Source organism: Tardiphaga sp. 42S5 (genome assembly GCF_034044155.1).
Classification (GTDB): domain Bacteria; phylum Pseudomonadota; class Alphaproteobacteria; order Rhizobiales; family Xanthobacteraceae; genus Tardiphaga; species Tardiphaga robiniae.
Map to the genome: position 1 here is coordinate 3,305,481 of NZ_CP139027.1, position 21,755 is coordinate 3,327,235.

General features: G+C 62.1%; 20 protein-coding genes. 4 read left to right on the top strand and 16 right to left on the bottom strand.

Going from position 1 to position 21,755, the window contains the following annotated elements:
- Nucleotides 1-27 precede the first annotated feature (27 nt).
- The 5 genes from SFY93_RS15160 to SFY93_RS15180 all read right to left on the bottom strand — a co-directional run bounded on the left by SFY93_RS15160 (nucleotide 28) and on the right by SFY93_RS15180 (nucleotide 4,735).
- Complete coding sequence (locus tag SFY93_RS15160; RefSeq protein ID WP_320443692.1) at nucleotides 28-1,356, bottom strand: flavin-containing monooxygenase; 1,329 nt, start codon at nucleotides 1,354-1,356, stop codon at nucleotides 28-30.
- Nucleotides 1,353-2,009 carry an NAD-dependent epimerase/dehydratase family protein gene (locus tag SFY93_RS15165; protein WP_320443693.1) on the bottom strand — a complete coding sequence of 219 codons (657 nt, stop codon included), beginning with the start codon at nucleotides 2,007-2,009 and terminating at the stop codon, nucleotides 1,353-1,355. The genes SFY93_RS15160 and SFY93_RS15165 overlap by 4 nt, the downstream gene beginning before the upstream one ends.
- Nucleotides 1,924-2,325, bottom strand: coding sequence for an NAD-dependent epimerase/dehydratase family protein (locus SFY93_RS15170; RefSeq protein ID WP_320443694.1), 402 nt, complete (start codon nucleotides 2,323-2,325; stop codon nucleotides 1,924-1,926). The genes SFY93_RS15165 and SFY93_RS15170 overlap by 86 nt, the downstream gene beginning before the upstream one ends.
- A 190-nt stretch (nucleotides 2,326-2,515) precedes the next feature.
- On the bottom strand, nucleotides 2,516-3,628 hold the full coding sequence (locus SFY93_RS15175; protein ID WP_320443695.1) for a DUF2336 domain-containing protein: 1,113 nt from the start codon (nucleotides 3,626-3,628) through the stop codon (nucleotides 2,516-2,518).
- Between the two features lie 69 nt (nucleotides 3,629-3,697).
- Entirely contained in the window at nucleotides 3,698-4,735 is a 1,038-nt protein-coding gene (locus SFY93_RS15180; RefSeq protein ID WP_320443696.1) for a GGDEF domain-containing protein, read from the bottom strand.
- A gap of 663 nt (nucleotides 4,736-5,398) precedes the next feature.
- On the opposite strand from SFY93_RS15180, the gene SFY93_RS15185 reads away from it, so the two are divergent.
- From SFY93_RS15185 to SFY93_RS15200, 4 genes are all read left to right on the top strand, one after another.
- A complete protein-coding gene (locus tag SFY93_RS15185) occupies nucleotides 5,399-5,968 on the top strand; it encodes a sigma-70 family RNA polymerase sigma factor (RefSeq protein ID WP_089266985.1) in 570 nt (189 codons plus the stop codon).
- Nucleotides 5,965-6,699 (top strand): hypothetical protein, encoded by a 735-nt coding sequence (locus tag SFY93_RS15190; RefSeq protein WP_320443697.1) that lies wholly within the window; start codon nucleotides 5,965-5,967, stop codon nucleotides 6,697-6,699. The genes SFY93_RS15185 and SFY93_RS15190 overlap by 4 nt, the downstream gene beginning before the upstream one ends.
- 155 nt (nucleotides 6,700-6,854) lie before the next feature.
- Complete coding sequence (locus SFY93_RS15195) at nucleotides 6,855-8,531, top strand: S8 family serine peptidase (RefSeq protein ID WP_320443698.1); 1,677 nt, start codon at nucleotides 6,855-6,857, stop codon at nucleotides 8,529-8,531.
- A 407-nt stretch (nucleotides 8,532-8,938) separates the two neighbouring features.
- Nucleotides 8,939-9,457 (top strand): TIGR03809 family protein, encoded by a 519-nt coding sequence (locus tag SFY93_RS15200; RefSeq protein WP_320443699.1) that lies wholly within the window; start codon nucleotides 8,939-8,941, stop codon nucleotides 9,455-9,457.
- Here the strand turns inward: SFY93_RS15200 and SFY93_RS15205 are convergent.
- The 11 genes from SFY93_RS15205 to SFY93_RS15255 all read right to left on the bottom strand — a co-directional run bounded on the left by SFY93_RS15205 (nucleotide 9,454) and on the right by SFY93_RS15255 (nucleotide 21,413).
- Nucleotides 9,454-10,824 (bottom strand): TIGR03808 family TAT-translocated repetitive protein, encoded by a 1,371-nt coding sequence (locus tag SFY93_RS15205; RefSeq protein ID WP_320443700.1) that lies wholly within the window; start codon nucleotides 10,822-10,824, stop codon nucleotides 9,454-9,456. The two genes, SFY93_RS15200 and SFY93_RS15205, sit on opposite strands and share 4 nt — an antisense overlap.
- Before the next feature lie 1,126 nt (nucleotides 10,825-11,950).
- Nucleotides 11,951-12,208 (bottom strand): hypothetical protein, encoded by a 258-nt coding sequence (locus tag SFY93_RS15210; RefSeq protein ID WP_320443701.1) that lies wholly within the window; start codon nucleotides 12,206-12,208, stop codon nucleotides 11,951-11,953.
- A gap of 113 nt (nucleotides 12,209-12,321) precedes the next feature.
- A complete protein-coding gene (locus SFY93_RS15215) occupies nucleotides 12,322-13,575 on the bottom strand; it encodes a multidrug effflux MFS transporter (protein WP_320443702.1) in 1,254 nt (417 codons plus the stop codon).
- A 152-nt stretch (nucleotides 13,576-13,727) separates the two neighbouring features.
- Nucleotides 13,728-14,393 carry a pyroglutamyl-peptidase I gene (locus tag SFY93_RS15220; RefSeq protein ID WP_320443703.1) on the bottom strand — a complete coding sequence of 222 codons (666 nt, stop codon included), beginning with the start codon at nucleotides 14,391-14,393 and terminating at the stop codon, nucleotides 13,728-13,730.
- 133 nt (nucleotides 14,394-14,526) lie between these two features.
- Nucleotides 14,527-15,510 carry a methylmalonyl Co-A mutase-associated GTPase MeaB gene (gene meaB / locus SFY93_RS15225; protein ID WP_320443704.1) on the bottom strand — a complete coding sequence of 328 codons (984 nt, stop codon included), beginning with the start codon at nucleotides 15,508-15,510 and terminating at the stop codon, nucleotides 14,527-14,529.
- Nucleotides 15,507-16,313 (bottom strand): PdaC/RsiV family protein, encoded by an 807-nt coding sequence (locus SFY93_RS15230; RefSeq protein ID WP_320443705.1) that lies wholly within the window; start codon nucleotides 16,311-16,313, stop codon nucleotides 15,507-15,509. Before SFY93_RS15230 ends, meaB begins: the two co-directional genes overlap by 4 nt.
- The gene (locus SFY93_RS15235; protein ID WP_158596821.1) at nucleotides 16,310-16,666 is read right to left on the bottom strand and encodes a HepT-like ribonuclease domain-containing protein; all 357 of its coding nucleotides are present in this window, start codon (nucleotides 16,664-16,666) and stop codon (nucleotides 16,310-16,312) included. The genes SFY93_RS15230 and SFY93_RS15235 overlap by 4 nt, the downstream gene beginning before the upstream one ends.
- Nucleotides 16,667-16,709: 43 nt before the next feature.
- Nucleotides 16,710-18,863 carry a methylmalonyl-CoA mutase gene (gene scpA / locus SFY93_RS15240; RefSeq protein WP_320443706.1) on the bottom strand — a complete coding sequence of 718 codons (2,154 nt, stop codon included), beginning with the start codon at nucleotides 18,861-18,863 and terminating at the stop codon, nucleotides 16,710-16,712.
- Nucleotides 18,860-19,033, bottom strand: coding sequence for a hypothetical protein (locus SFY93_RS15245; protein WP_170849709.1), 174 nt, complete (start codon nucleotides 19,031-19,033; stop codon nucleotides 18,860-18,862). The genes scpA and SFY93_RS15245 overlap by 4 nt, the downstream gene beginning before the upstream one ends.
- A 29-nt stretch (nucleotides 19,034-19,062) precedes the next feature.
- Nucleotides 19,063-19,530 (bottom strand): GFA family protein, encoded by a 468-nt coding sequence (locus tag SFY93_RS15250; protein ID WP_093759041.1) that lies wholly within the window; start codon nucleotides 19,528-19,530, stop codon nucleotides 19,063-19,065.
- Nucleotides 19,531-19,541: 11 nt separating this feature from the next.
- A complete protein-coding gene (locus SFY93_RS15255; protein WP_320443707.1) occupies nucleotides 19,542-21,413 on the bottom strand; it encodes a methylmalonyl-CoA mutase family protein in 1,872 nt (623 codons plus the stop codon).
- Between the last annotated feature and the right edge of the window lie 342 nt (nucleotides 21,414-21,755).

Sequence of the window (21,755 nt, forward strand, 5' to 3'; positions counted from 1 at the left end):
CGTTCCGAGAAAGAAAAATGAATCCGGTCAGGCCGATGCCACGGCCGCAGAACGGCCGCTCGCCGCCTTCGCGATGTCGCCGTTCAACTCGCTGGCATAGTCCTTGAAGTCGACTTCCAGCGTGTAGCGCGCGGAGTTCAGCCAGGTGCTGATCTTCTTCTGGTGAAAGTCGCGGACCTCCAGCGCCATATCGCCGGGGCTGGGCAGGGCGACTTGGCCTGTCAGCACGGCTGCGATCCACCGGGCCTGGATTTCGACCAGCGGAATGGTCGGTCCGATGGGCTGCACCAATCCGGCAAAGAACAGGCCGGGCCGGTTCGGCGGCGTGATGCGTCGATAGAGATCGACCATGCCACCGTCTTCCGGCACCGAGAAGATCTCGGACGCGAGGAACGGGAAGCTGGTCTTGTAACCGGTTGCGTAGATCACCGCGTCGAAGCTCTCCTGCGTGCCATCGGCGAAAGCGATGGCATCCCCCTCCAGCGAGGTGACGTTCGGCTTGATGCTGATCCAGCCATGGCCGATATAAGGCAGCAACTCCTGGCTCAACGTCGCATGTTCGCGCCACATGGGATGTTTCGGCTTCGGCACGCCGAAGCGGGTCTGGTCGCCGACAGCGAGATAGATCAGGCGCGCCATGATCATGCGTGTCAGCAGTGTCGGGAATTTCAGCCTGCGCGCGAAGAAGGCCGACCAGCGATCGATCGGGATGCCCATCATGTATTTCGGCATGATGTGGGCGCCGGTTCGCGTGGACAGTACGACGCTGCTGGCGCGCTTGCAGAGATCGACGGCGATATCGACGGCCGAATTTCCGATGCCGACGACCAGAACCTTCTTGTCCTCGAAAGGCTGCGCGGTGCGATACTGGCTGGAATGAATCGCCGTGCCGTTGAATGTGCCAGAGAAGGTCGGCCAACGCGAATCCCAGAGATGGCCGTTGGCGACAATCACCGTCTTGTATTCGCGGGTGCCTTCCTTCGTCGTCACGCGCCAGCCGTCCTCGGTCTTTTCGACCGAGGTCACTTCGCAGTTGAAGCGGGTGCGGGTTCGTGCGCCAAACCGATCCGCATAGGCTTCCAGATAGTCCAGCAACTGCTGGTGCGACAGGAAGTCGGGCTTGTCGGCTGGAATCGGAAAATCGGAATAGGCGAGATTGTTGCGGCTAGTGTCGATGTGCAGGCTGCGATAGGCGCAAGACAGGCCATTGTCATTGCCGTAGCGCCACATCCCGCCGATATTTGAGCCCTTCTCGTAGATGTCGAAACTGAGCCCCTTGTCGTGCAAGGCCTTGGCGACGGCAATGCCGGATGAGCCGGCGCCAATGATGCAGATGTCGACTGCAGGTTCGGTCATGCAGCAGATTTTTCGGCAAGACGCTGGCGATACTGGCTCACGATGTCCTCGAAACTCTTGTCAGCGACGACGCCGAGGGATGGCGCGCGGGTGGAGATGAAACCTTTCGGCCAGCTATCGACGATCTTCTTGAGATCGGGATCGAGGGCATAGGTCACGTTCGGCGTAGTGTTGGTGACACGTGCAATCGATTCAATGATGTCGTCCATGCTGATCGTCAAAGCAGGCTGGTTGAGCACGCGTTTCCCGCGCATTTTGACCGGGTCTGCACTGTGAAGCGTGATCAAATTCTGCGCAACGGTCTCGACCGAGACGACCGGCACTTTCGTATCTGCGCGCAATGGGCAAATCGACGGCTTTCCGGCAACGCCATCACGAATGATGCCCGCGATCCGGTCGGATACCGACTGTGTTGGCGGGTCGGGGTGCACCAATACGATCGGCAGGCGCAGGGTACGTGCATCGACCATTCCGTGGCGCGTGGCGTCCGCCAGCATCAATTCGGCGATGGCCTTGTGCGTGCCATAGGAGGTTTGTGGACGCTGCAAATGATCGTCATCGACATGATCAGGCAATAACCCGCCGAAGACCGCGATCGAACTTGGAAAGATCAGGCGCGGCGGAGCATCTTTCGCGCGGATGGCGTCGATCAATTCCGCCAGCGCCGAAACATTCACCGCCAGCGCGCGCCGGGTCCTGTTCTGCGGCGCTGGTCAGCACAGCGGCGAGATGAAACACGCTATGGGGCTTCCAGGCAGCGATTTTCTTCAGCGTATCGGGTGCGTCGATGTCGGCTTGCAAGTGCCTCACACGTGGGTCGGATGCAGGCGGCAAATGTGTGTCGAGAAGGAGGAGCTCCTCGATTGTTTCGCTTATGCCTGCAGCATTGGTGAGCGCGCCTGCTTGAAGTAGCACAGAAGTGAGCGTTCTGCCGATGAAGCCACCGGCGCCTGTAATCAAGACGCGCATGAATCCCGCCCTGCTTGATGCCAACCCGTTCCGGCGTTGCTCGCCGTGATCGAGGCATCACTATCAGCGCCTTCACCGGCAAGTCGATGCCTGCTGACGGAATGGCTGCTCAGCGCAATTGGCGTTGCGGCGCTCGGTCGCAATGGCCAGACTGCGGCCATTCACGTGGAAACATGTTGGCTGACAAACGTCAGGCGGCAGGTAGGTCGGACGTCGCCTGCTGCATACGGTGGAAGCGCAGGACTTGTTGTGCCGCGGAGATGCGGAGGCGCTCATAGGTCTCGCGGTCGGTCGCGTTGTCAGACAGCTGCGCTCCAGCGAGTTGCTCGCGCATGTTGATGATGGTCTTGACGGTCTTCCATGAAAAATTCGCGACCTTGCACAGAATGAAAATACCCTCGCTGCGGGCTTCGACCATCATGGTTTCCGCGACGGAGATTGGCACATTGGCCAGGCACGCGAGCGCGGCGTTAGCCTCGTCGAACTTGCCGGCTTCGGCGAATTTCGCCACTTCGTTTTCATCCAGCCGACCGTCTTCAAACAGCGAGCGCACGAGTCCATGGGCAATGATGGTCTGCTGATTGATGCTGCCTGGTGCGGAGCGTGCCCGCCGCGCGACCTGCTGAACCACAAGCGATATGTCAGCGGTGTGGTGTACGTGGGCGGCTTCCAGCTTCGCCCGGACCGAGGCCGACGCCTTGGCGACGAGCTTCAGATAGTGGTGGCGCGGAATGGAGGGACGCAGGCCAACACACGCCGCAATCGTATCGTTGCCGTCAGCGCGGGAGAGCAGGGTATTGTAACCGCGCTCTGAAATGTCGGCGCCGCGATTGTTGACGGTGCTGGTGACGACGGCGTCGTTGCCGCGTTCGACGAGAACATCCGTCAGGGCGCCGCTCAGGACCTTGCGCGTCGAAATCGCGAGCAGATGGTCCTGGCTTTTGGTGCGTGCATTCTCGATCAGGGCATGGTCGTCGAGCTGCTCCGATTGAGAGAGCACGGGTGCGGCGACCTCGATCAAATCGTCGAATGCGAGGGTCCGGACCACCCGGGGTGGTGCGACGGAGACGGGCGCCAGCCGCTCGGCCAGAAGGGCCTTTGCAGACGCTTCCATATGCGTCAGCAGGCAATCGAAGACGTCGTCGAACACTGCGATCTGCGCGTCGGAGTAGTCCACGGCATTGTTAACGAACAGATCCGTGACACGGCGCAGCGTTTCCACGCGCCGTGCGACCGTTCCGTGGGCCAGTGCGGCGTCAAGTTCGTCGAGTAAATTTGCCGATAACGGTGACTTCGAAGACATAAATCAAATCCCGTAATTCTAATCGTGTCCTGCCGCTAATATGTTGTGGCCAGGGTTCGTTAAATTCGTTCAGGCGCTTGCAATTCGATTTCGTCCGCGCTCCTTGGCGGCATAGAGTGCGCTGTCGGCGCGTGCGAGTAAGGTGTCTGGCGTGTCGTTCGGACCCAATGTCGCAACGCCGCCCGAAATCGTCACGGTCAAGCCGTCGGAAAATGCGCTCCAATCCAGTGCTTCGACAATCCCTCGCAAACGGTCGAGCATTTGCACGGCCTTGTCATGCGGCGTGTCCGGCAGCACCAGCAGGAATTCCTCGCCGCCATAGCGGCCGAATTTGTCGATGCTGCGGATATTGGCGAAAATGGTGATGGCGAAGGTCCGCAGTACTTCGTCGCCGGTTGGGTGTCCGAAATTGTCGTTAATCCGCTTGAACCAGTCGAGGTCGATCAGCGCGGCGGTGCAGGGCGTATTACTACGCTGTGCGCGAATGATTTCATCGTCAAGCAGTCGCATGATGCAGCGGCGATTGAATGACCCCGTCAGTTCATCGAGTTCTGCGAGCTCTTCGATGCGCTTGTAGGCGGCTTCGAGCTCAACGCGGCGCCGAAACAGCGCATCGCGTAGCGAGCTAGAGAAAATGCCAATGAACATACTGCGGGCGATGGTCATCGAGAATGTCAGCAAGGTGCCGAAGCGCTCGAGGGAATTGCCGGAGGGCAACGTCAAGGGCAGATCGACGAATAAATACAGCAGCGCGAGGCCGCCGGTCATGACGGTCCAGGCGCCGACACCTTCACGGGGCGAGGTACGCAAGGCGATGACATTGGCCACAAGAAACAACGCGCAGAGAAACACGACGGCGACATTGGGCGCTGTGTAAACGAAGGCGAGCAGAAGTGCGTAAGTGACAGCCGTGTAGGGCGCTGCGAAAAAGTGATCGCGCCAGTCATCCGTCAGGCCGCTTTCGGAGATCGCGAGGAAGATCAGAACGGAGGCGGCCGCGCAGGCGGCATAGGCCGCGACGATCGTGCTGTCGATCGTGCCTGCTGCAAGGAAGACGAAAAGCAGCACGACATTGACGGCATGACTGGCAGCCGCGAGTGCGAGCATTTGCCGTCGCCGCTTCAGGCGACGTGCCAGCATATCAGACCGCAACTCTCCATCGACGGCTTCGAAGTCGCCGTTGACTGGATTCAAGACTGATGAAGCGGCGGCGGTCATTGAGCCCATCGATGGGTTTTGCTGATGGAACTCTAGTGCTCAAAGCCTTTAGGTTTGGTATCTATTGCCGTGAGTCAAATCTGGTAACCGGCTACTCATTAGCTGCTCTCGGCGACAAATGTTGACAGATCGCGTCCAGCGGGACTGCCAGAAGGTTTCAAGAATAGCTTTGTTGTTTAAGTAAAAATGCCCGGACCGATGACGGGCCCCGGGCGAGTTGACTTGATGTGGCGGACAAGCCGCCAGGACAAGTTACGGTATTCATTGACGAGGGTTTCGGGATATGGCTGCAAAATGCAGGTTCCGCCGTCTCAAGGCTGTTCCGGAAGCCACGACTTGGTAAGGTTGCCGTGTGAATCGCTGGCGTTCGGGTCGGAAATGCCCCAGCATTATGCTACCTGTTACCCGTTCCGCCCAAGAAAAGGGCGGTAAAAGCCCGTTCGGCGCGGCTAAAGCAGCTGCGACCGGTATATTCCTGCCCATTCGAGAAGATTTTATCTTGTCAATCGAACCTCTTACATCCTCATTCAGACCAACCTTGCGAGACGGGCAGTGAGTGCAACACAGGCGGCATCGGATGAGATTCTGATCGCCCGGATTGCGCAAGGCGACCGTCTTGCCATGCAGGTGCTTTATGGCAGGCACCATGTCCGGGTGTTTCGCTTCGGCCTTCGGCTGGTGCGGAACGAACAGATTGCTGAGGATCTTATCAGCGAAGTGTTCCTGGATGTTTGGCGGCAGGCCGGGAAATTCGAGGGCCGCTCCGCGGTCTCGACCTGGCTCCTGGCGATTACGAGGTTCAAGGCGCTGTCTGCGCTGCGCAAGCGCAAGGACGCCGAACTGGACGACGAGACGGCCAACGCGATCGAGGATACGTCCGATAATCCCGAAGTGTCGGTTCAGAAAAAGGATACCAGTGATGCGTTGCGGAAGTGCCTGACGTCGCTTTCGCCCGAGCATCGGGAAATCGTCGATCTCGTCTACTACCACGAAAAGTCCGTGGAAGAGGTGGCCGAGATCGTCGGAATTCCCGAGAACACCGTCAAGACGCGCCTGTTTTATGCGCGCAAGAAATTAGCCGATCTGCTCAAGGCAGCCGGCATTGAACGAGGCTGGCCATGATGGCGATGAGCAACAAAGTGCCGACCCAGGAGCCAGGCGAGATCGAGGCATTGCTGCCTTGGCACGCCGCGGGCACGCTCAACGCGCGTGATGCTCGCCGCGTCGATGATGCACTGGCCAAGGATCCGGAACTGGCGAAGCAATATGCCGTGATCCAGGAAGAATACGCGGAGACTATTGGCCTCAATGAGAGCCTCGGTGCGCCGTCCTCACGGGCAATGCAGAAGCTGTTTGCTGCGATTGACGCCGAGCCGGTACGCAGCGGATCGACATCGGTCGGTCTGTCGGCGCGGATTTCCGGATTTTTCGCATCGCTTTCGCCGCGGACGCTGGCGGCTTCGGCCGCTGTTGGCGCGCTCGCCATCATGCTGCAGGCCGGTGTGATTGGTACCGTGCTGATGCAGCGCGACACACGCACATTCCAGACCGCGTCCTATGAAGCCGCGCCGTCGCCAGCGAGTGCACCGACCACTGTCACCCGGTCGCTCGCGCCGGCACCAGCCTCGGTAGAAGCTCCGACGCGCCTGTTCGTCCGTTTTGCGCCGACTGCGCGGGTGTCGGACATCACAGCGTTGCTCGACGGCTATCAGAGCACGATTGTCGACAGCGGCAAGGACGGGCTGTTCCGGCTGCAGTTCGGCAATCGGGTGATGACCAAGGACCAGATCGCCGGGCTGATCCGCCGGCTGGAGAACGAGAAGATCGTCAGCATGGCGGTTCAGGCGCAATAGGCGCCGTCGGTTGATCCGATCCGCATTATGCGTGCGAGGCCTGTTCCATGAGACATGATCGTGGTGCCTCCAGACCAATGATGAAATGCACGGCCGCTGTGCTTTCGCTCGCCGTCGCATGGCCGTTCGGCCTTTCGGTCGCTGGGGCGCAGAGCATGATGCGCTCGCCGAGCCTCCATATCGGTTCGCGCGTTCCCACGATCTCTCCCAGTACAACGCCGCGCATCAATCCGAACATCGCTGCCGGCGCGGGTCGCATCGCCGGCCGTGGCCCGAATATCGTGAGCCGTGGACCCATTGCTGGTCGCGTCGGTATCACCAGCGTCGGCCCGCGCGGTACGGCGATCGGGACGACAGCCAGCCGGACACCGCCCATATCCTCGCGGCCAGCGCGTACGCCACCGCCGAAGATTGTGGGCGTGCTGCCGACCATTCCCTATGTGCGCTATTCCCCCAACACCTATCCGAGCTGCGCCTATGCCAATCGCGCGGCATCCGGCGAATGCAACGAGAAGCCATTCGTTGCTGATCTCGGCGGCGGTGGCCCGACGCCGCGCAGTCAGAATGCGGGTAGTGGACCGCGCAGCAATGCCCCGCAGGCGGCCCTCAATACGCGCTATGTCCCCCGGCAGATCGTCGCCGAACTCGACAGCGCGCTGACGCCCGACCAGACGGATGCGCTGGCGCGCCGTCTGCGCCTGGAGCGTCTGTCGTCGCAGGATTTTCCGCTGATCGGCGCGACGATCAACCTGTTCCGGATCACCGACAATCGTTCGGTCGAAACTGTCGAGTCCCAGATGCGCGCCGAGGCTGACGTGCGCGCTGTGCAACCCAACTTCCGCTATGTGCTGCAGGACCAGGTGACAGCGCCGGCACCGGGCGAGGGCGATCCCGCGCAATATGCGCTGGCGAAGCTTCGTCTGCCCGAGGCGCACAAGCTGTCCGCTGGTGCCAATGTCACGGTCGCTGTCATCGACTCCGGCATCGACGTCGCGCATCCGGAACTCGCTGATGCCATCGTGGGTTCGTTCGATGCGCTTGGCAGCAAGGAAGGTGCGCATGTGCACGGAACTGGCATTGCGGGCGCGATCGTATCGCATGCGCGGCTGATGGGCAGCGCGCCGCGCGCGCGCATCTTGGCCATTCGCGCTTTTGGTGTGTCGCAGGGCGGTGCCGAGAGTTCGTCTTTCGTGATCCTCAAGGGTATCAACCACGCGGCAATGAATGGCGCCCAGGTCATCAATATGAGCTTTGCCGGCCCGCAGGATCCACTGATCGAGCGCGGTATTGCGGCGTCAGCCAGCAAGGGCATCGTGATGGTCGCAGCATCAGGCAATGCCGGGCCGAAATCGCCGCCGCTTTATCCCGCTGCAAACCCCAACGTGATCGCTGTCAGCGCCACCGATGCGTATGACAGGCTGTTCACCGCGTCGAACCGCGGCAGCCACATCGCGGTGGCTGCGCCGGGCGTCGATATCTTCCTGCCCGCACCGGACAACAAGTACCAGATGACGTCGGGCACCTCGTTCTCGGCGGCTTACATCAGCGGGCTCGCCGCATTGATGATCGAGCGCAATCCGCAACTACGGCCGAACGAGATCCGCAGCATCCTGATGACAACCGCGCGTGATCTTGGTGCGCCCGGCCGTGACGACCTGTTCGGTGCCGGCGCGGCGGATGCCTATAGTGCGGTATCGGCAGTGCAGGGCGCTCAGCAACCCGTGGCGACAGGGCCTGCGCCTGTCACGCCTGTTGTCGTCACCGCGCCGGCGCCGACGACGCGTGCGGTCGAAGCATCGTCGCCGTCGATGGCGTCAGACGTCCAAAAATAATCTCCTGATCGTTGAACGTTTGGCCGGGTGGACCGGACATATGGATGTGGGAGCGGCATTCCCTCCCCAACGAGGCCATATCCGGCGCATGCGTCCAAACATTCGCGCCGGTATAGCTTGACCCGTCCGGTTGTCCCCCCGGACGGGTCTTTCGTTTTTGTTAACCAAAAATTTTAACCTTCAGGTCATAGATTGCCGGTGCATGGCCGGGCGTCGAGCAAGGCTCAAGCAAGGCTTGACTGCAATACCTCAGGTTTGACGGGGCTTTCTCACGTGTTTCCAACGCAATTGTCCAAGTTTGACCACATTGCGCTGGACCCCGAAAACTTTTCCACAGAAACTCTCCAAGTATTGGTGAGTGATTCGTTTGTTGCTTTGCGTCCGTTTTTTCTCTTGCGGACATTTCCATGTCATCTCACCTGAATTTTCCTTACCCGCATGCCGGCATCGGTCGGCCACTGGCCCAGCGTTGGTGCGCTCTTGCCGAGAGCCGACTGGATTACCTGACAGAACTGTTCGAGAGCGGGCGGTGGCGCCGTTTTCACAGTGAAGCCGAGTTCCTCGACAATATTCAGGAAGCCAAGGACGCGGTTGAACGCTGGCGGCTGATGGTCGAGGGCGAGACAGCCGCCGTGAGGCGCGTTCTGTCTTCGGAAGGCGTGATCTACCGGACGCCGCGCGCCCCTGAACCGCGGCCGGCTGCCGTCGCGGCTCCTGCCATCGCTGCGCCCGCGGTTGCGCCGTTGCAGCCCGGCATCGAGCCGGTGGCTGAAGCGGCGTCGCCCGTCCTGATCCCGATCGAAACCCTGTTGCGGCAGGCTCCGCCTCGGCAGGCGGCGGTGACGCCGGCAGATCTGGATTGGCAGAAGGCGCTCGATCCTCTGGTGATGAGCGCGCGCTATCCGATGCTGCGGACAGCGCTTTAGCGCACCGTGTTCCCGGAGAGGGCAATCTGCCGATAGCGCTGTGCGCCATCGGCCGTGAGGTCCGGCGTCACCGGCTTTGCATGATCGAGGCCGACGACAGCGCCGCGTGGCGCGCCCGAAATCATGTTGTTGCTGACCAGCGCGGTGCCGGCGCCCGGTGCGATCGATACACCGATGCCGATGAAGCTGTTGCGCACCACGTTGCCGGTGATGGCGACATCGCGCAGATACTTGCCCCAGCCCGCGATCATGCCAAAGGACGGCGCGTTCTCGACGACATTGCCGCTGACGCTGGCGTCCGCCTCGATATAGATGCCGATGCCGGCATCGTCGTCGGGCGCCGTACCGATCGGCCGCTTCGGGAGCAGGTTGCGGATGATGTTGCCGTGTACGACGGCGATACGGCCGCCTTCGTTGAAGTTGCAAACGGAGACACCGAGTGCCGCACCATCGACGGTGTTGTTGGCGATCACCGCGGCCTCGAACGCGAATTCCGAATAGAGAGCTACTTCGCGCACGCTCGACACGCTGTTGCCGGTGATGTGGATGTTCGATGCCGAGTTGCCGCGCACCGCCGAGTAATCGCAATTGCGGATGCGATTGCCGGACACAATGACATTGCCGGCACGATAGGCGTTGATGGCGTTGCCGTATTGACCGGAGCCGCCGGGGCCGGCCTTGATGTCCTCGATGCGATTGTCGATCACCTGCGTGCCGTCATCGCCGATCGCTGTGCGCAAAATCTCGATGCCGTTGCTGCTGGTGCCGGAAATGGTGTTCTGCGCGACGATCAGTCCCTGCGCATCGAACGAGACGATGGCCGTGGTGGCGATGTTGGTGAGTGTATTGCCGGTGATCGCGCCCGCCGTGTTGTCCAGCCAGATGCCCGCGCCGCCGCTATTGCTAACGGTGCAGTCGCTGATGCGGAGTTCGCGCGCCTGCACCATGTGCAGCAGCCCGCGCCGCGGCGGCAGTTTGGCGAAGTTGCCGTCCAGCGTGAGGCCGCTGAGGCTGGCATAGTCCGCGCCTTCGCCTGACAGCAGTGACGCGCCGCCGCTGAAGGTGAGGGTCGTTGCACCGCGCATGCCGATGATGTGCGAGCCGCGTGCCAGCCTGAGCATGCCGGTGCGATAGTTGCCGGGCGGCAATGCGAGCGGTGCCTGCGCACGTGCCGCCTCGTCGATGGCGCGCTGCAATGCGCGGGTCTGGTCGTCCTGGCTGTTGGCACGCACGCCATATTGCGTGGCGTCGCGCCCGAGCGTCGAGGTGAGCGGGGCGGCGCGTGCCGCGTCACTCGATGCTGCGAATGCGCCGGCGGCGAGACCCGCGCCGGACGCAGTCAGCAGATGGCGGCGATGCAGGTCCATGGTTCAAGGTCCCGGTGGATGTCCGCTGATGACGTAACGCAAGATGATGCGTGTGACGTTGCCAGGCGAGAGCGGCCGCGATGAATGTGCAGGGTAGGGTTAATGAGGCGCTCACCTGCGCGCGCTGGATGGCGATACAGCAGCGCGTGTGCCACTGGAATGCAGGTCGGTTTCGCGCCCGCGCGCTGCCCATCGGCTTCGTCGGATTCAACTGTCAAACAGCCACTGCTCTTCAGACATGCGTCATCGCCCCCTGTTGTTTGCGGCGCGGGGGCGCCGTCGTCGCTTGCATTCCCGCCCCCTTGTGAGAGGGCGTGCGGAACGCCAGGTGCCCGTTGCACCCTTGGGCCTGATGCGATGCGGTCTTCCGCAGGTTAGTGTGCATCAGGACTTTCGGAGGCGCCGAGCGATTGCCCGGCGTTCCGCATGCGGTGTTTTTTCGGTTGCTTGCACATCTGCCATGGCGAACGGTCCCATCACCAAAATTAATGTCCCAGGGCGGAGGGACAGGGTAGCCGCAAAGCACTTGGCCGAACGCGTTTTGACTTGGTCGTCCGTCACACTGTCCAGGGATCTTTCCATCTCAAGGTCGGCCGTCTCCTTGCCAGTGGCAGTGCTGGCGCAGATCCGTCCTGCCCGAAGACAGACGTTACCCCATGAACCGCGTGACGCCGCATCTCCGGCGTCCACCGCATCCCACCCCGCGAACGTGACGATCGCGATCGCCCCTCTCGGTGGGGCAGGACGGAGGGGAATATAAACCTGATGGGGATGCTGTCAATGGGGATAGGAAAAAATGTTCGATGGCTGTCTTGCCGCCCCACACTGTCATTCCGGGGCGACTGCGCGCCTTCGCGCAGGCGAACCCGGAATCCCAGCATAGGAGTCTCTAGTCAGCGCCAAACACTCTGAGATTCCGGGTTCGCACTTCAGCGGCTCTGCCGCTTACGTGCGCCCCGGAATGACGAGTGTGGATCGAGATTCCCCGGCACAATTGGAGTGGCTGAGGTTTGCGTTCTGTCGGCTTTGCTAAGACCGCGCCCCCGGAGTTTGGGCCAACGGGGGAGCGTGCAGGCGCATAATTTCGGACGTCGCGTGGCTGGGCCGCCCCAGAGCGCCCCGCGCGCTATCGCCCCTTCAGCGCGAGCTGAAAATCCTTCTCGGCCTGGGCGTCGCGCTCGTTCTTTTCCGGGCATTCGCCGGGCTCTGCCTGGCACGGGCGGATCTCGTAATCATTGTCGAGCACGCGGCGCGGTGTCGGCTTCGCATTCTTGGCTTCGACATCGGTGACAAGGCCGCTCTCGGCGGCAAGTTTCCACACGTCGGCTTCGGTCGGATAGGATTTACTCAGTTTCGCGTCGTCACAGAACAGTGCGTAGGGCATCGGATTGCTCCGGTAAAAATTGATAACGTTCATGGCGGCGCCGGGGTCGCCCCGACGTATTCCCAGACATTTCAAAATTGCGCGACGGCCATTCGGCTGCGTCGCGAGAGCGTTCAGCTCACCATCTTGTGAGACTTGAACAGGCGGCCCCTTTCCACCACGAGGATCACCGCGAATGCAGTGAGGGTGCAAAGAAAAAGGCCGGTCGCGAACGGCAGCAGAGTGCCGTCATAGTGCTGGCCGATAACCGTGCCGATGGCGATACCCAGCAGCGTGGTCAGCGTCCCGTAGAGCGAGGAGGCTGTGCCGGCGATGTGGCCCTGCGGCTCCATCGCCAGTGCGGTGAAATTCGAGAACATCAGGCCGAAGGCAAACATCATCAGCATCGACAGCGCGATGAACAACCATAGCGGCATGAAGCCCATCGCCACGGCCAATAACATCGCCGCGCCAGCAGTGACGAAACCGAGCAGGGCGCCGTGGGAGAGTGCACGCATGCCAAGGCGATGGACTACGCGCGAGTTGAAGAAGCTGGCCGCAGCGACGCCGAAAGCGATGGAAGCAAAGGCAAGCGGGAAATATGGCCCGAGATGGAAAATCTCGGTGAACACCTGCTGCGACGTAAACACGAAGGCGAACAGTGCGCCCTGCAGGATGCCGGCAGCGAGACCGTAACCGAGCGTCTGCCGATGGCTGACGGTTTGCCGATAGGCATACAGCACATCACGAATGGCGAGCGAGCGGCGTTTGGCGACCGGCAGCGTCTCCGGCATTCGCCAGGCACTCCAGGCCAGCGTCAGCAGGCCGTATAGCATCAGCACGACAAAGATGCCGCGCCATTCCGTGAGAACCATCAGGGCTTGGCCGAAAGACGGGGCGATGACCGGCACGGAAATGAAAACCATGATGGCCAGTGACATGACGCTGGCCATGCGGCGGCCGGCATAGCAGTCCCGGACGATCGACACCGCGATTACGCGCGTCGCCGCGGTGCCGATGCCCTGCAGCAGGCGGGCAAGCAGCAGGATTTCGAATGACGGTGCGAATAGCGCAAGCACGCTCGCGGCGCAATAGACGGCCATGCCGCCGAGCAGGATGGGGCGTCGACCGTAGCGGTCCGACAGCGGGCCCATGGCGAATTGGGCCACGCCGAAGCCGAGCAGGAAGACCGAGAGGACGGTCTGAAGGTGGTTGGCATCAGGGACCTTGAAGGCCGCACCGATATGCGGCAGCGCCGGCAGCATGATGTCCATGGCAAGCGGATTCAGCGCCATGATCGAAGCGATCACGACGACGAATTCGCCAAATTTCATTGGGCTATGGGTCGATGACACCGCGAGGGGGGCGTCGGCGTTGATGTCGGTCACAAAGCTGTCCCTGAAAGCATTCCCGCCATTAGGGTCTTCATGTTGCGATGCACAAGTTGACTTTCGGCATGGCTGTGTCGCGGAAACCGCGGAATTTCCCCATTTTATGAATTAATGTTCAGAGAATGGCCGGGAGCGTCGTTTCGACGGTCTTAAACCCCGGAATTCCGGGCTGCGTCACGCAGCTTGACCCGGGTCATGCGGATCATTTCCAGCAGGATCGCTTCACCGGTATCGGTGAGTTCGTCGGAGGTCATGCGGTGCGAGGTGGTGTCTTGTGCCAGCAGCGGCACATGGACGAAGGCCGTGAGGCGTGGCCCGTTCGGCGTGCGGGTGGCCTCGATGCTGCGCCAGGACAGGTAATTGCAGAGATAGCGGCCGGCATCGCGTGAGGGGCGCACGTCGGCGCCACTGGCGACGGCAGCCCGGAACAGACGCGCCGTGTGCGGGCCGAACATCTGCGCGTCAGCGCCCGGAACAATGCTGGCGCGGCGCACCGTTGTGTGGCCGGCATCGGGCCACAGCATCGACACCGCGTTGCGGGCGCGCGTCTCGATCCGGATATAGGGCGTGCGTGCGGCGAGGCCGAACATCAGCAGCGCATCCGGACGATGGCGTGCGATCAGCTCGGGCAGTTCGCGATCGACGGTGGCATAGGTGACGTCGAAAATATGCGCGATGCGGGTGATATCCGCGAAAGCGGGGCGGCGCAGCGTTGCGAGTTTCCGCACCAGCGCCTGTGTCGGGTTCACCGGCGCGCCCGGGAAGGGGCCGAAGCCGGTGATGAGGATGCGGGGTGATCGGGCCGTTGCGGACATCGCGAACAATTCTCATTAGTGCAACAAGAACGCCGTCATGGCCGGGCTTGTCCCGGCCATCTACGCCTTTGGCCGCGAAGCAAACAGACGTGGATGCCCGGGACAAGCCCGGGCATGACGGCGTTTGTGGATACTACCTCAACAACTCCACGATCGCTTCCGCCGCGACGGCAGGCGTCATCGTGCCGTCGGCGACGTCGCGTTCGACTTGTTTGACCTTGCTGCGAATGCCGGGATCGCTGCGCAGCCGCGCTTTCAAACGATCCTCCAGCATGGTCCACATCCATTTCACCTGCTGCTCGCGGCGGCGGGCGGCGAAATCGCCGGAGGCATTCATGGCGGTGCGATGCGCGACGACCTTGTCCCAGAGCTCGGTGATACCCGTCTTGGTCAATGCCGAATAGGTCACGACCGGCGGATGCCAGTGCTCCGAGCGCGGCGCCAGGATATGCAGCGCGCCGCGATAATCTCCAGCGGTGATATTGGCGCGCTTCAGATTGTCGCCGTCGGCCTTGTTGATGGCAATCATGTCGGCCAGTTCGATCAGGCCTTTCTTGATGCCCTGCAACTCATCGCCGCCGCCGGGTAGCATCAGCGCGAGGAAGAAATCGGTCATGTCGCAGACCGCCGTTTCCGACTGGCCGATGCCGACGGTCTCCACCAGCACCACGTCGAAACCTGCCGCCTCACACAGCAACATGGCCTCGCGCGTTTTCGCCGCGACGCCGCCGAGCGTGCCGGAGGAGGGCGAGGGGCGGATGAAGGCGTTCGGATGGGCGGACAGATCGTTCATCCGCGTCTTGTCGCCGAGGATCGATCCACCGGTGCGCGCCGAGGAGGGATCGACGGCCAGCACCGCGACCTTGTGGCCGCGCTCGATGAGATACATGCCGAGCACATCGATGGTGGTCGATTTGCCGACGCCGGGCGAGCCGGTGATACCGACACGAAACGCACGGCCGGTATCCGGCAGCAGTGCCTGCACGAGTTCGCGCGCGGCGGCCTGATGATCGGCACGGCGGCTTTCCACCAGCGTGATCCCGCGCGCCAGCGCTGCGCGGCTGCCGGCGCGGAGGTCTTTGGCGAGCGCGTTGATGTCGATGGGCGCTGTCGTCACTGCGGCCCCTTGTCGTCGTCCTTCGGCCGCTCGCCGGCGAAGATCGCGCTGCCCTCGGCAGACAGATAGGGCTTGAGTTTCTCCCACGGCACGAAGGCATCGTAATCGCCTTCGGCATAAGAGCCGACCGCATAGGGGCCGTAATGGAAGCTGAGGCCGGAGCTCTTGCCGGCCGATGTCGATGGCGTCAGCGACACCGGCCCGATCTTGAGCAGCTTCGGCTCCAGCGCATCGACGAGGCTCATGTCGGGATTGTCGTTGTCGCGTTTTTTCTTCTCGACTTTGAGATCGGCGACGACCGCATCGCGGATCGCCGTCATCGCCGGGCCCCTATCGGCGAGCTCGGTGAAAAAAGGGCGGATGCTGATCATCTTGCCGGCCTGCCTGTCCCACAGCAGCGTGTCGTTGCCACGATTGGGATGCGCGCCGCCGGTGTAGTTGTAGTCCGCGCGAATGATGCTGATATAGCGACCCGCGACCAATGAGCTTTGCGCATAGGTTCGTTCGGATTCCCATGGCCGGTTGCGGATGTCGGCAGGGAGGTCGTTCATCTCCTTGCGCTGCTCGGCCAGTTCCTTGAGCGTCTTCGCAGCCCAGCCATTGCTGGCGGAGGTGAGATATTTCAGCAGCGGCGCATCGGACTTGATCGCGGCATCGAAGAAGACGGCGACCTCGGTGTATTTGGCCTTGAGCTGGATGTCGGGTGTCGGCTCGGCGGCGAGGGAGATCGCTATGGAAGTGATTAGGAAGGCACAGGCCAAGCCTGCGAGACGAGAAGTATTACGGATATAAGCAAGTTTCATTCTGGAGACCTGAGCCGCGCGGCGCACCGTTCGAGAGGAGGCATCAAATCGTGAGCCCAATGTAGAAGAGTGTCTGGCTCAACTCTGATTGCGACGTTGCCGAGACGATCACTCATCTCGGCAACCGCTGTCCAGTCTACTTCAGCTTCGCGCTTCTTTATCTCATTCGGGATGTGATCCGAAGCAATTCCGATAATCTCGAAAAATCGCTCCATGGCCACGCAAGTCCTCATGTCCTTGGCGAGGTCTGCCGACGTGCGACCAGCGATAGCTTCTTTGACCAGCGCAATTTTCTCGTAGATATGCGAGAAACGCTCTGCAACGGACGGTGGCGGAATTGTGCCAGTTTCCATGGACCAGCTCATCAGGCACCCGATTGGTTGATTGTGGTCTTGATTACTCCGCCGCCTCGCTGTGGCCCAGCCGCGCATTGAGCTTGTGGATCAGCTCCTCGGCCGCCTCCGAGATCACCGTGCCCGGCGGGAAGATCGCTTCGGCGCCGGCCTTGTAAAGTTCGTCGTAATCCTGCGGGGGGACGACGCCGCCGATGATGATCATGATGTCCTCGCGGCCCTGCTTCTTGAGCGCGGCCTTCAGCTCCGGCACCGCGGTGAGATGGGCGGCGGCCAGCGAGGAGAGGCCGAGGATGTGCACGTCGTTTTCGACGGCCTGCCGCGCGGCTTCATCGGCGGTGGCGAATAGCGGCCCGATATCGACGTCGAAGCCGACATCGGCGAAGGCCGAGGCGATCACCTTCTGGCCGCGGTCGTGGCCGTCCTGGCCAATTTTGGCGACGAGAATACGCGGGCGGCGGCCCTCGGCGTCCTCGAAGGCGTCGATCAGCGCCTGAACCTTCTGGACCTTGTCGTTCATGGTGGACGCCTCGCGCTTGTAGACACCGGTGATGGATTTGATCTCGGCGCGGTGGCGGCCGAACACCTTTTCCATCGCATCGGAAATTTCGCCGACGGTGGCCTTGGCCCGCGCGGCATCGATCGCCAGCGCTAGCAGGTTGCCGTTGCCGTCCTTGGCCGAGCGCGTCAGCGCCGCCAGCGCGGCATCGACGTCGGCCTGGCTGCGCTCGCCACGAAGCCTCTTCAATTTGTCGATCTGCAGCCGGCGCACGGTGGAGTTTTCCACCTTGAGCACGTCGAGCGCTTCTTCATTTTCCGGCTTGTATTTGTTGACGCCGATCACCGCCTGACGGCCGGCATCGATGCGTGCCTGCGTCTTGGCCGAGGCTTCCTCGATGCGCAGCTTCGGCACGCCGGCCTCGATGGCCTTGGCCATGCCGCCGAGTTCTTCCACTTCCTGGATGTGCGCCCAGGCCTTGGTGGCGAGATCGTGGGTGAGACGTTCGACGTAATAGGAGCCGCCCCATGGATCGATGATGCGGTTGGTGCCGGTTTCCTGCTGCAGGAACAGCTGCGTGTTGCGGGCGATGCGCGCGGAGAAGTCGGTCGGCAGCGCCAATGCTTCGTCGAGCGCGTTGGTGTGCAGCGACTGGGTGTGGCCCTGTGTCGCCGCCATCGCCTCGATGGTGGTGCGCATCACGTTGTTGTAGACGTCCTGCGCGGTCAGCGACCAGCCCGAGGTCTGGCAATGGGTGCGCAGCGAAAGCGATTTCGGGTCCTTCGGATTGAACTGCGTCAGGAGCTTGGCCCAGAGCAGCCGCGCGGCGCGCATCTTGGCGACTTCCATGAAGAAGTTCATGCCGATCGCCCAGAAGAACGACAGCCGCGGCGCAAAGCGGTCGACGTCGATACCTGCGGCGAGACCGGCACGGAGATATTCGACGCCGTCGGCCAGCGTATAGGCGAGTTCGAGATCCTGCGTCGCGCCGGCTTCCTGCATGTGATAGCCGGAGATCGAAATCGAATTGTACTTGGGCATCTTCTGTGAGGTGTAGGCGAAGATGTCGGAGATGATCCGCATCGAGGGCGTCGGCGGGTAGATATAGGTGTTGCGCACCATGAACTCCTTCAGAATGTCATTCTGAATCGTTCCGGTCAGCTTCTCCGGCGGCACGCCCTGTTCTTCGGCGGCGGCGACATAGAGCGCGAGGATTGGCAGCACCGCGCCGTTCATGGTCATCGACACGCTCATCTGGTCGAGCGGAATACCGGCGAACAACGTGCGCATGTCATAGATCGAGTCGATCGCCACGCCGGCCATGCCGACGTCGCCCGACACGCGCGGATGATCCGAGTCATAGCCGCGATGGGTGGCGAGATCGAACGCGACCGAGAGGCCCTTCTGGCCGGCGGCGAGGTTGCGGCGATAAAAGGCGTTGGAATCTTCCGCGGTGGAGAACCCGGCATATTGCCGGATCGTCCAGGGCTGGTTGACATACATGGTCGGGTAGGGGCCGCGCAGGAATGGCGCGATGCCGGGATAGGTATCGAGGAAATCGATGCCCTTGACGTCATCCTCGCCGTAACCCGGCTTCACCAGGATGCCTTCGGGCGTCAACCATGGTTCGCCCTGCGATGGCGCACCGGCGGCGATGGGCGAGAAAGCGATGTTGGTGAAGTCAGGAATCTTGGTCATGGTCGTTTCTCGAATTCTCGATTGCGTTCGATGAGTCTCTGAACGTTCTTCTTGTAGGTCGGGTCGTCTGACGGGGGCGTTTCAGTTTTCCGCCAGAGTACCACGTCAAACACTTTTTCAAGCACCTTGGCGATCGGCCACATCAGCAAGTCGAATAGCAAACTGCCCATGCGCGCGATCCTTGTTGAAACACGCTATCTCAATCATGATCCGGATGCTGATAGCTGAACACTTCCGCGCATTTCTCCGGTCCGAAATTCTGCATCGTCGTCTTGCTCGGCAGGTTCGACACGTTGCCGACCCAGCCCAGGCGTGACTCCGTGCCGAATTGCTGCGTCGGCACCACGCGGTCCGGCCGGTCGAAGGCGCCGGTCATGATCTCGATTTTGGGGCCGCCGATCGCGCGATAGCTCAGCGGCGTGCCGCATTTGGCGCAGAAGTCGCGTTCCGCAATCGACGATGACTTGAACGCCGCCGGCTTGCCGCGGGTCCACGCAAAGTTCTCGTTCGGGATATCGGCGAGCGAGGCGAATGGCGCGCCGGTGGCCTTCTGGCACATCCGGCAATGGCAGATGCTGACCCGGGTCGGCGCAGCCGACAGCGCAAAGCGGATCGCGCCGCATTGGCAGCCGCCGGTCAGCGCGGGTTTGCTCGCCGTTGCCGTCATGGCTTACTCCATCAGGCCGAATTTAGTAGATCATGGGCCTGCACCAGCATCGCCAGCGCATCGCCGCCGGCAATGATAAAATCCCTAACGCCTGCGTCGCGCAAGGGCGCCTCGAGGTCGCCGGGGCGGCCTGCCAGATAGATATGCTTCGCGCCGGCGGCCTGAAGCGCTTTTGCTGCGGGCGCGGCCTGGCCGGCATAGAGCTTGTCGGACGAGCAGATACATACCAGCGCGGCACCGGAGGCCTTCCAGGCCTTGGCGAGTACGGCTGGATCGGAGAAACCGTCGCTGTCGAGGGCTTCGATGCCGCCGGTTTCAAAAAAGCTCTTGGCGAAGGTCGCGCGGGCCGTGAAATCGGCGGGCGTGCCGAGATTGGCCAGAAACACTTTCGGACGGGCACCCTTGCGCGCCAGCAGGTGATCCGATTTATCGCGCAGCGCCTCGAAGGGCGAGGCCAGCCGGATCGGTTCGAGCGGGTTGAATTTGATCTTGTCCTTGCCATAGGGCTTGCCGGGGATCGGCTTGACCTTCAGCACGGTGGCGCGGGCCTCATGCAGGTTCGGGAATTCGCTGGCGCCGGTTAGCACTTCGCGGCGCTTGGCGACGCTGGCCTGACGTGCAGCGCGGGTGGCGGCGACCTTCGGCTGGATCAGGTTGTTGCCAAGCGCCGGGAAAGCGCCGCCGGCTTTTTCGATGTCCTGGAACTGCGCCCATGCGGCGTCGCACAGTTCGCGCGTCAGCGTCTCGATGCCGCCGGCACCGGCGGCGGGATCGGTGACCTTGGCGAGATTGGACTCTTCCAGCAGCACCAGTTGGGTATTGCGCGCAGCACGGCGCGCAAAGCCATCGGGCAGGCCGAGCGCCAGCGTATGCGGCAGCACGCAGATGGAGTTGGCACCGCCGAGACCGGCAGCAAAGGTCGCCATGGTCGCGCGCAACATGTTCACATAGGGATCGCGCTGCGTGAGCATGCGCCATGCGGTATCGGCAGCGATGAACAGCGGCTTCGGTGTCAGGCCGCAGCTTTCCTCGATCCGCGCCCACAAGAGGCGCAGCGCGCGGAATTTCGCCATGGTGAGAAACTGATCGGCATCGGCGGCAAGTCGCGCATAGACCATGCTGCGGGCCGTCTCGAGCGGAATGTTATGGTCTTCCATCGCGCGCAGATAGGACACCATCACCGCCAGGACGTAGGACAGTTCCTGCACTTCGGAGCCGCCGGCATCGTGGATGATGCGGCCGTCGGCGACGGCGAACGGGCCCTTGAAGCCTTGTGCGGCGAGCTTCTTGATGGTGTCGGTGACGGCCGGCGCCATCTCCCACCAGTTATAGGCGCTGGTGCCCCACACTGCGGTGGCGCCGATGGGATCGAGGCCAAAGCGGATATCGCATGTGGCGGGATCGATGCCCTTCGTCTTGATGTAATCGGCCAGATGCGTCACGGCCATGCGCGACTGCGGGCCGGCATGGAGTTCGATGCCGATGCCGGCGTCGAGATAGATGCCGTCGAACAGCGTCTCGATGGTGTCGGGCGAGGCAACGAGGCCGAAGCCACGCGCGCCATTGGCACCTTCGAACACCAGCGTCAGACCGGTGGCGCCGTTTTCGAGATCGTGCAGCGCCTGCTTGTTCGACTTGCCGGCATCCGGGTGGTCGATCCGCTGCATGATCTGCCAGGGCGCCGCGGCCGGACGGCCGGCAATCGGCGCAGCATCCTGGGCGCGCGGATAGATCGGCTGGATCTTGACGCCGTCATAGGTCTTGCTGATCAGCTTCTCGAACGGCGCGCCTTTCAGCACGCCGTCGACGAGCTTGCGCCAATCATCATAGGTCGCAGGCGCAAAATCGGCGGCCAGCCGCAGGTCGTCAGTCGCAGTCGACATTGAGGAACTTCACTCCCGGTATTGCTTCGTGGTTGAGCCGGAAAATGCCATGCCGAGAAGGGGTTGCCAATGCCTGTTCGGACATGGGGATGCGCGGAATTGGCGCTTTCTTCCCTCTCCCCGCAATGCGGGGAGAGGGTGGCGTCGCGCAGCGACGACGGGTGAGGGGCGGGGCACAGAGCCAAACCAATCTGGTCGGAGCGGATCGCAGGGTGGGATCCGCGAATGACGTCGTGACGATAGGGCGGCGCGCTGTCCCTCACCCGCCGCGAAGGCGCGGCGACCTCTCCCCGCCTAGCGAAGCTTCGCTTCGCACGGGGGCGGGGAGAGCAGAAACGGCGG

Excerpts from the sequence above, each read along its gene's own strand:
- SFY93_RS15195 (WP_320443698.1), top strand. The coding sequence starts at position 6,855 with ATGATGCGCTCGCCGAGCCTCCATATCGGTTCGCGCGTTCCCACGATC.
- SFY93_RS15190 (WP_320443697.1), top strand. The coding sequence starts at position 5,965 with ATGATGGCGATGAGCAACAAAGTGCCGACCCAGGAGCCAGGCGAGATC.
- SFY93_RS15200 (WP_320443699.1), top strand. The coding sequence starts at position 8,939 with ATGTCATCTCACCTGAATTTTCCTTACCCGCATGCCGGCATCGGTCGG.
- SFY93_RS15230 (WP_320443705.1), bottom strand. The coding sequence starts at position 16,313 with ATGAAACTTGCTTATATCCGTAATACTTCTCGTCTCGCAGGCTTGGCC.
- SFY93_RS15235 (WP_158596821.1), bottom strand. The coding sequence starts at position 16,666 with ATGGAAACTGGCACAATTCCGCCACCGTCCGTTGCAGAGCGTTTCTCG.
- SFY93_RS15160 (WP_320443692.1), bottom strand. The coding sequence starts at position 1,356 with ATGACCGAACCTGCAGTCGACATCTGCATCATTGGCGCCGGCTCATCC.
- SFY93_RS15250 (WP_093759041.1), bottom strand. The coding sequence starts at position 19,530 with ATGACGGCAACGGCGAGCAAACCCGCGCTGACCGGCGGCTGCCAATGC.
- SFY93_RS15205 (WP_320443700.1), bottom strand. The coding sequence starts at position 10,824 with ATGGACCTGCATCGCCGCCATCTGCTGACTGCGTCCGGCGCGGGTCTC.
- SFY93_RS15245 (WP_170849709.1), bottom strand. The coding sequence starts at position 19,033 with ATGGGCAGTTTGCTATTCGACTTGCTGATGTGGCCGATCGCCAAGGTG.
- SFY93_RS15170 (WP_320443694.1), bottom strand. The coding sequence starts at position 2,325 with ATGCGCGTCTTGATTACAGGCGCCGGTGGCTTCATCGGCAGAACGCTC.
- SFY93_RS15175 (WP_320443695.1), bottom strand. The coding sequence starts at position 3,628 with ATGTCTTCGAAGTCACCGTTATCGGCAAATTTACTCGACGAACTTGAC.
- SFY93_RS15220 (WP_320443703.1), bottom strand. The coding sequence starts at position 14,393 with ATGTCCGCAACGGCCCGATCACCCCGCATCCTCATCACCGGCTTCGGC.
- SFY93_RS15210 (WP_320443701.1), bottom strand. The coding sequence starts at position 12,208 with ATGCCCTACGCACTGTTCTGTGACGACGCGAAACTGAGTAAATCCTAT.
- SFY93_RS15180 (WP_320443696.1), bottom strand. The coding sequence starts at position 4,735 with ATGCTCGCACTCGCGGCTGCCAGTCATGCCGTCAATGTCGTGCTGCTT.
- SFY93_RS15255 (WP_320443707.1), bottom strand. The coding sequence starts at position 21,413 with ATGTCGACTGCGACTGACGACCTGCGGCTGGCCGCCGATTTTGCGCCT.
- scpA (WP_320443706.1), bottom strand. The coding sequence starts at position 18,863 with ATGACCAAGATTCCTGACTTCACCAACATCGCTTTCTCGCCCATCGCC.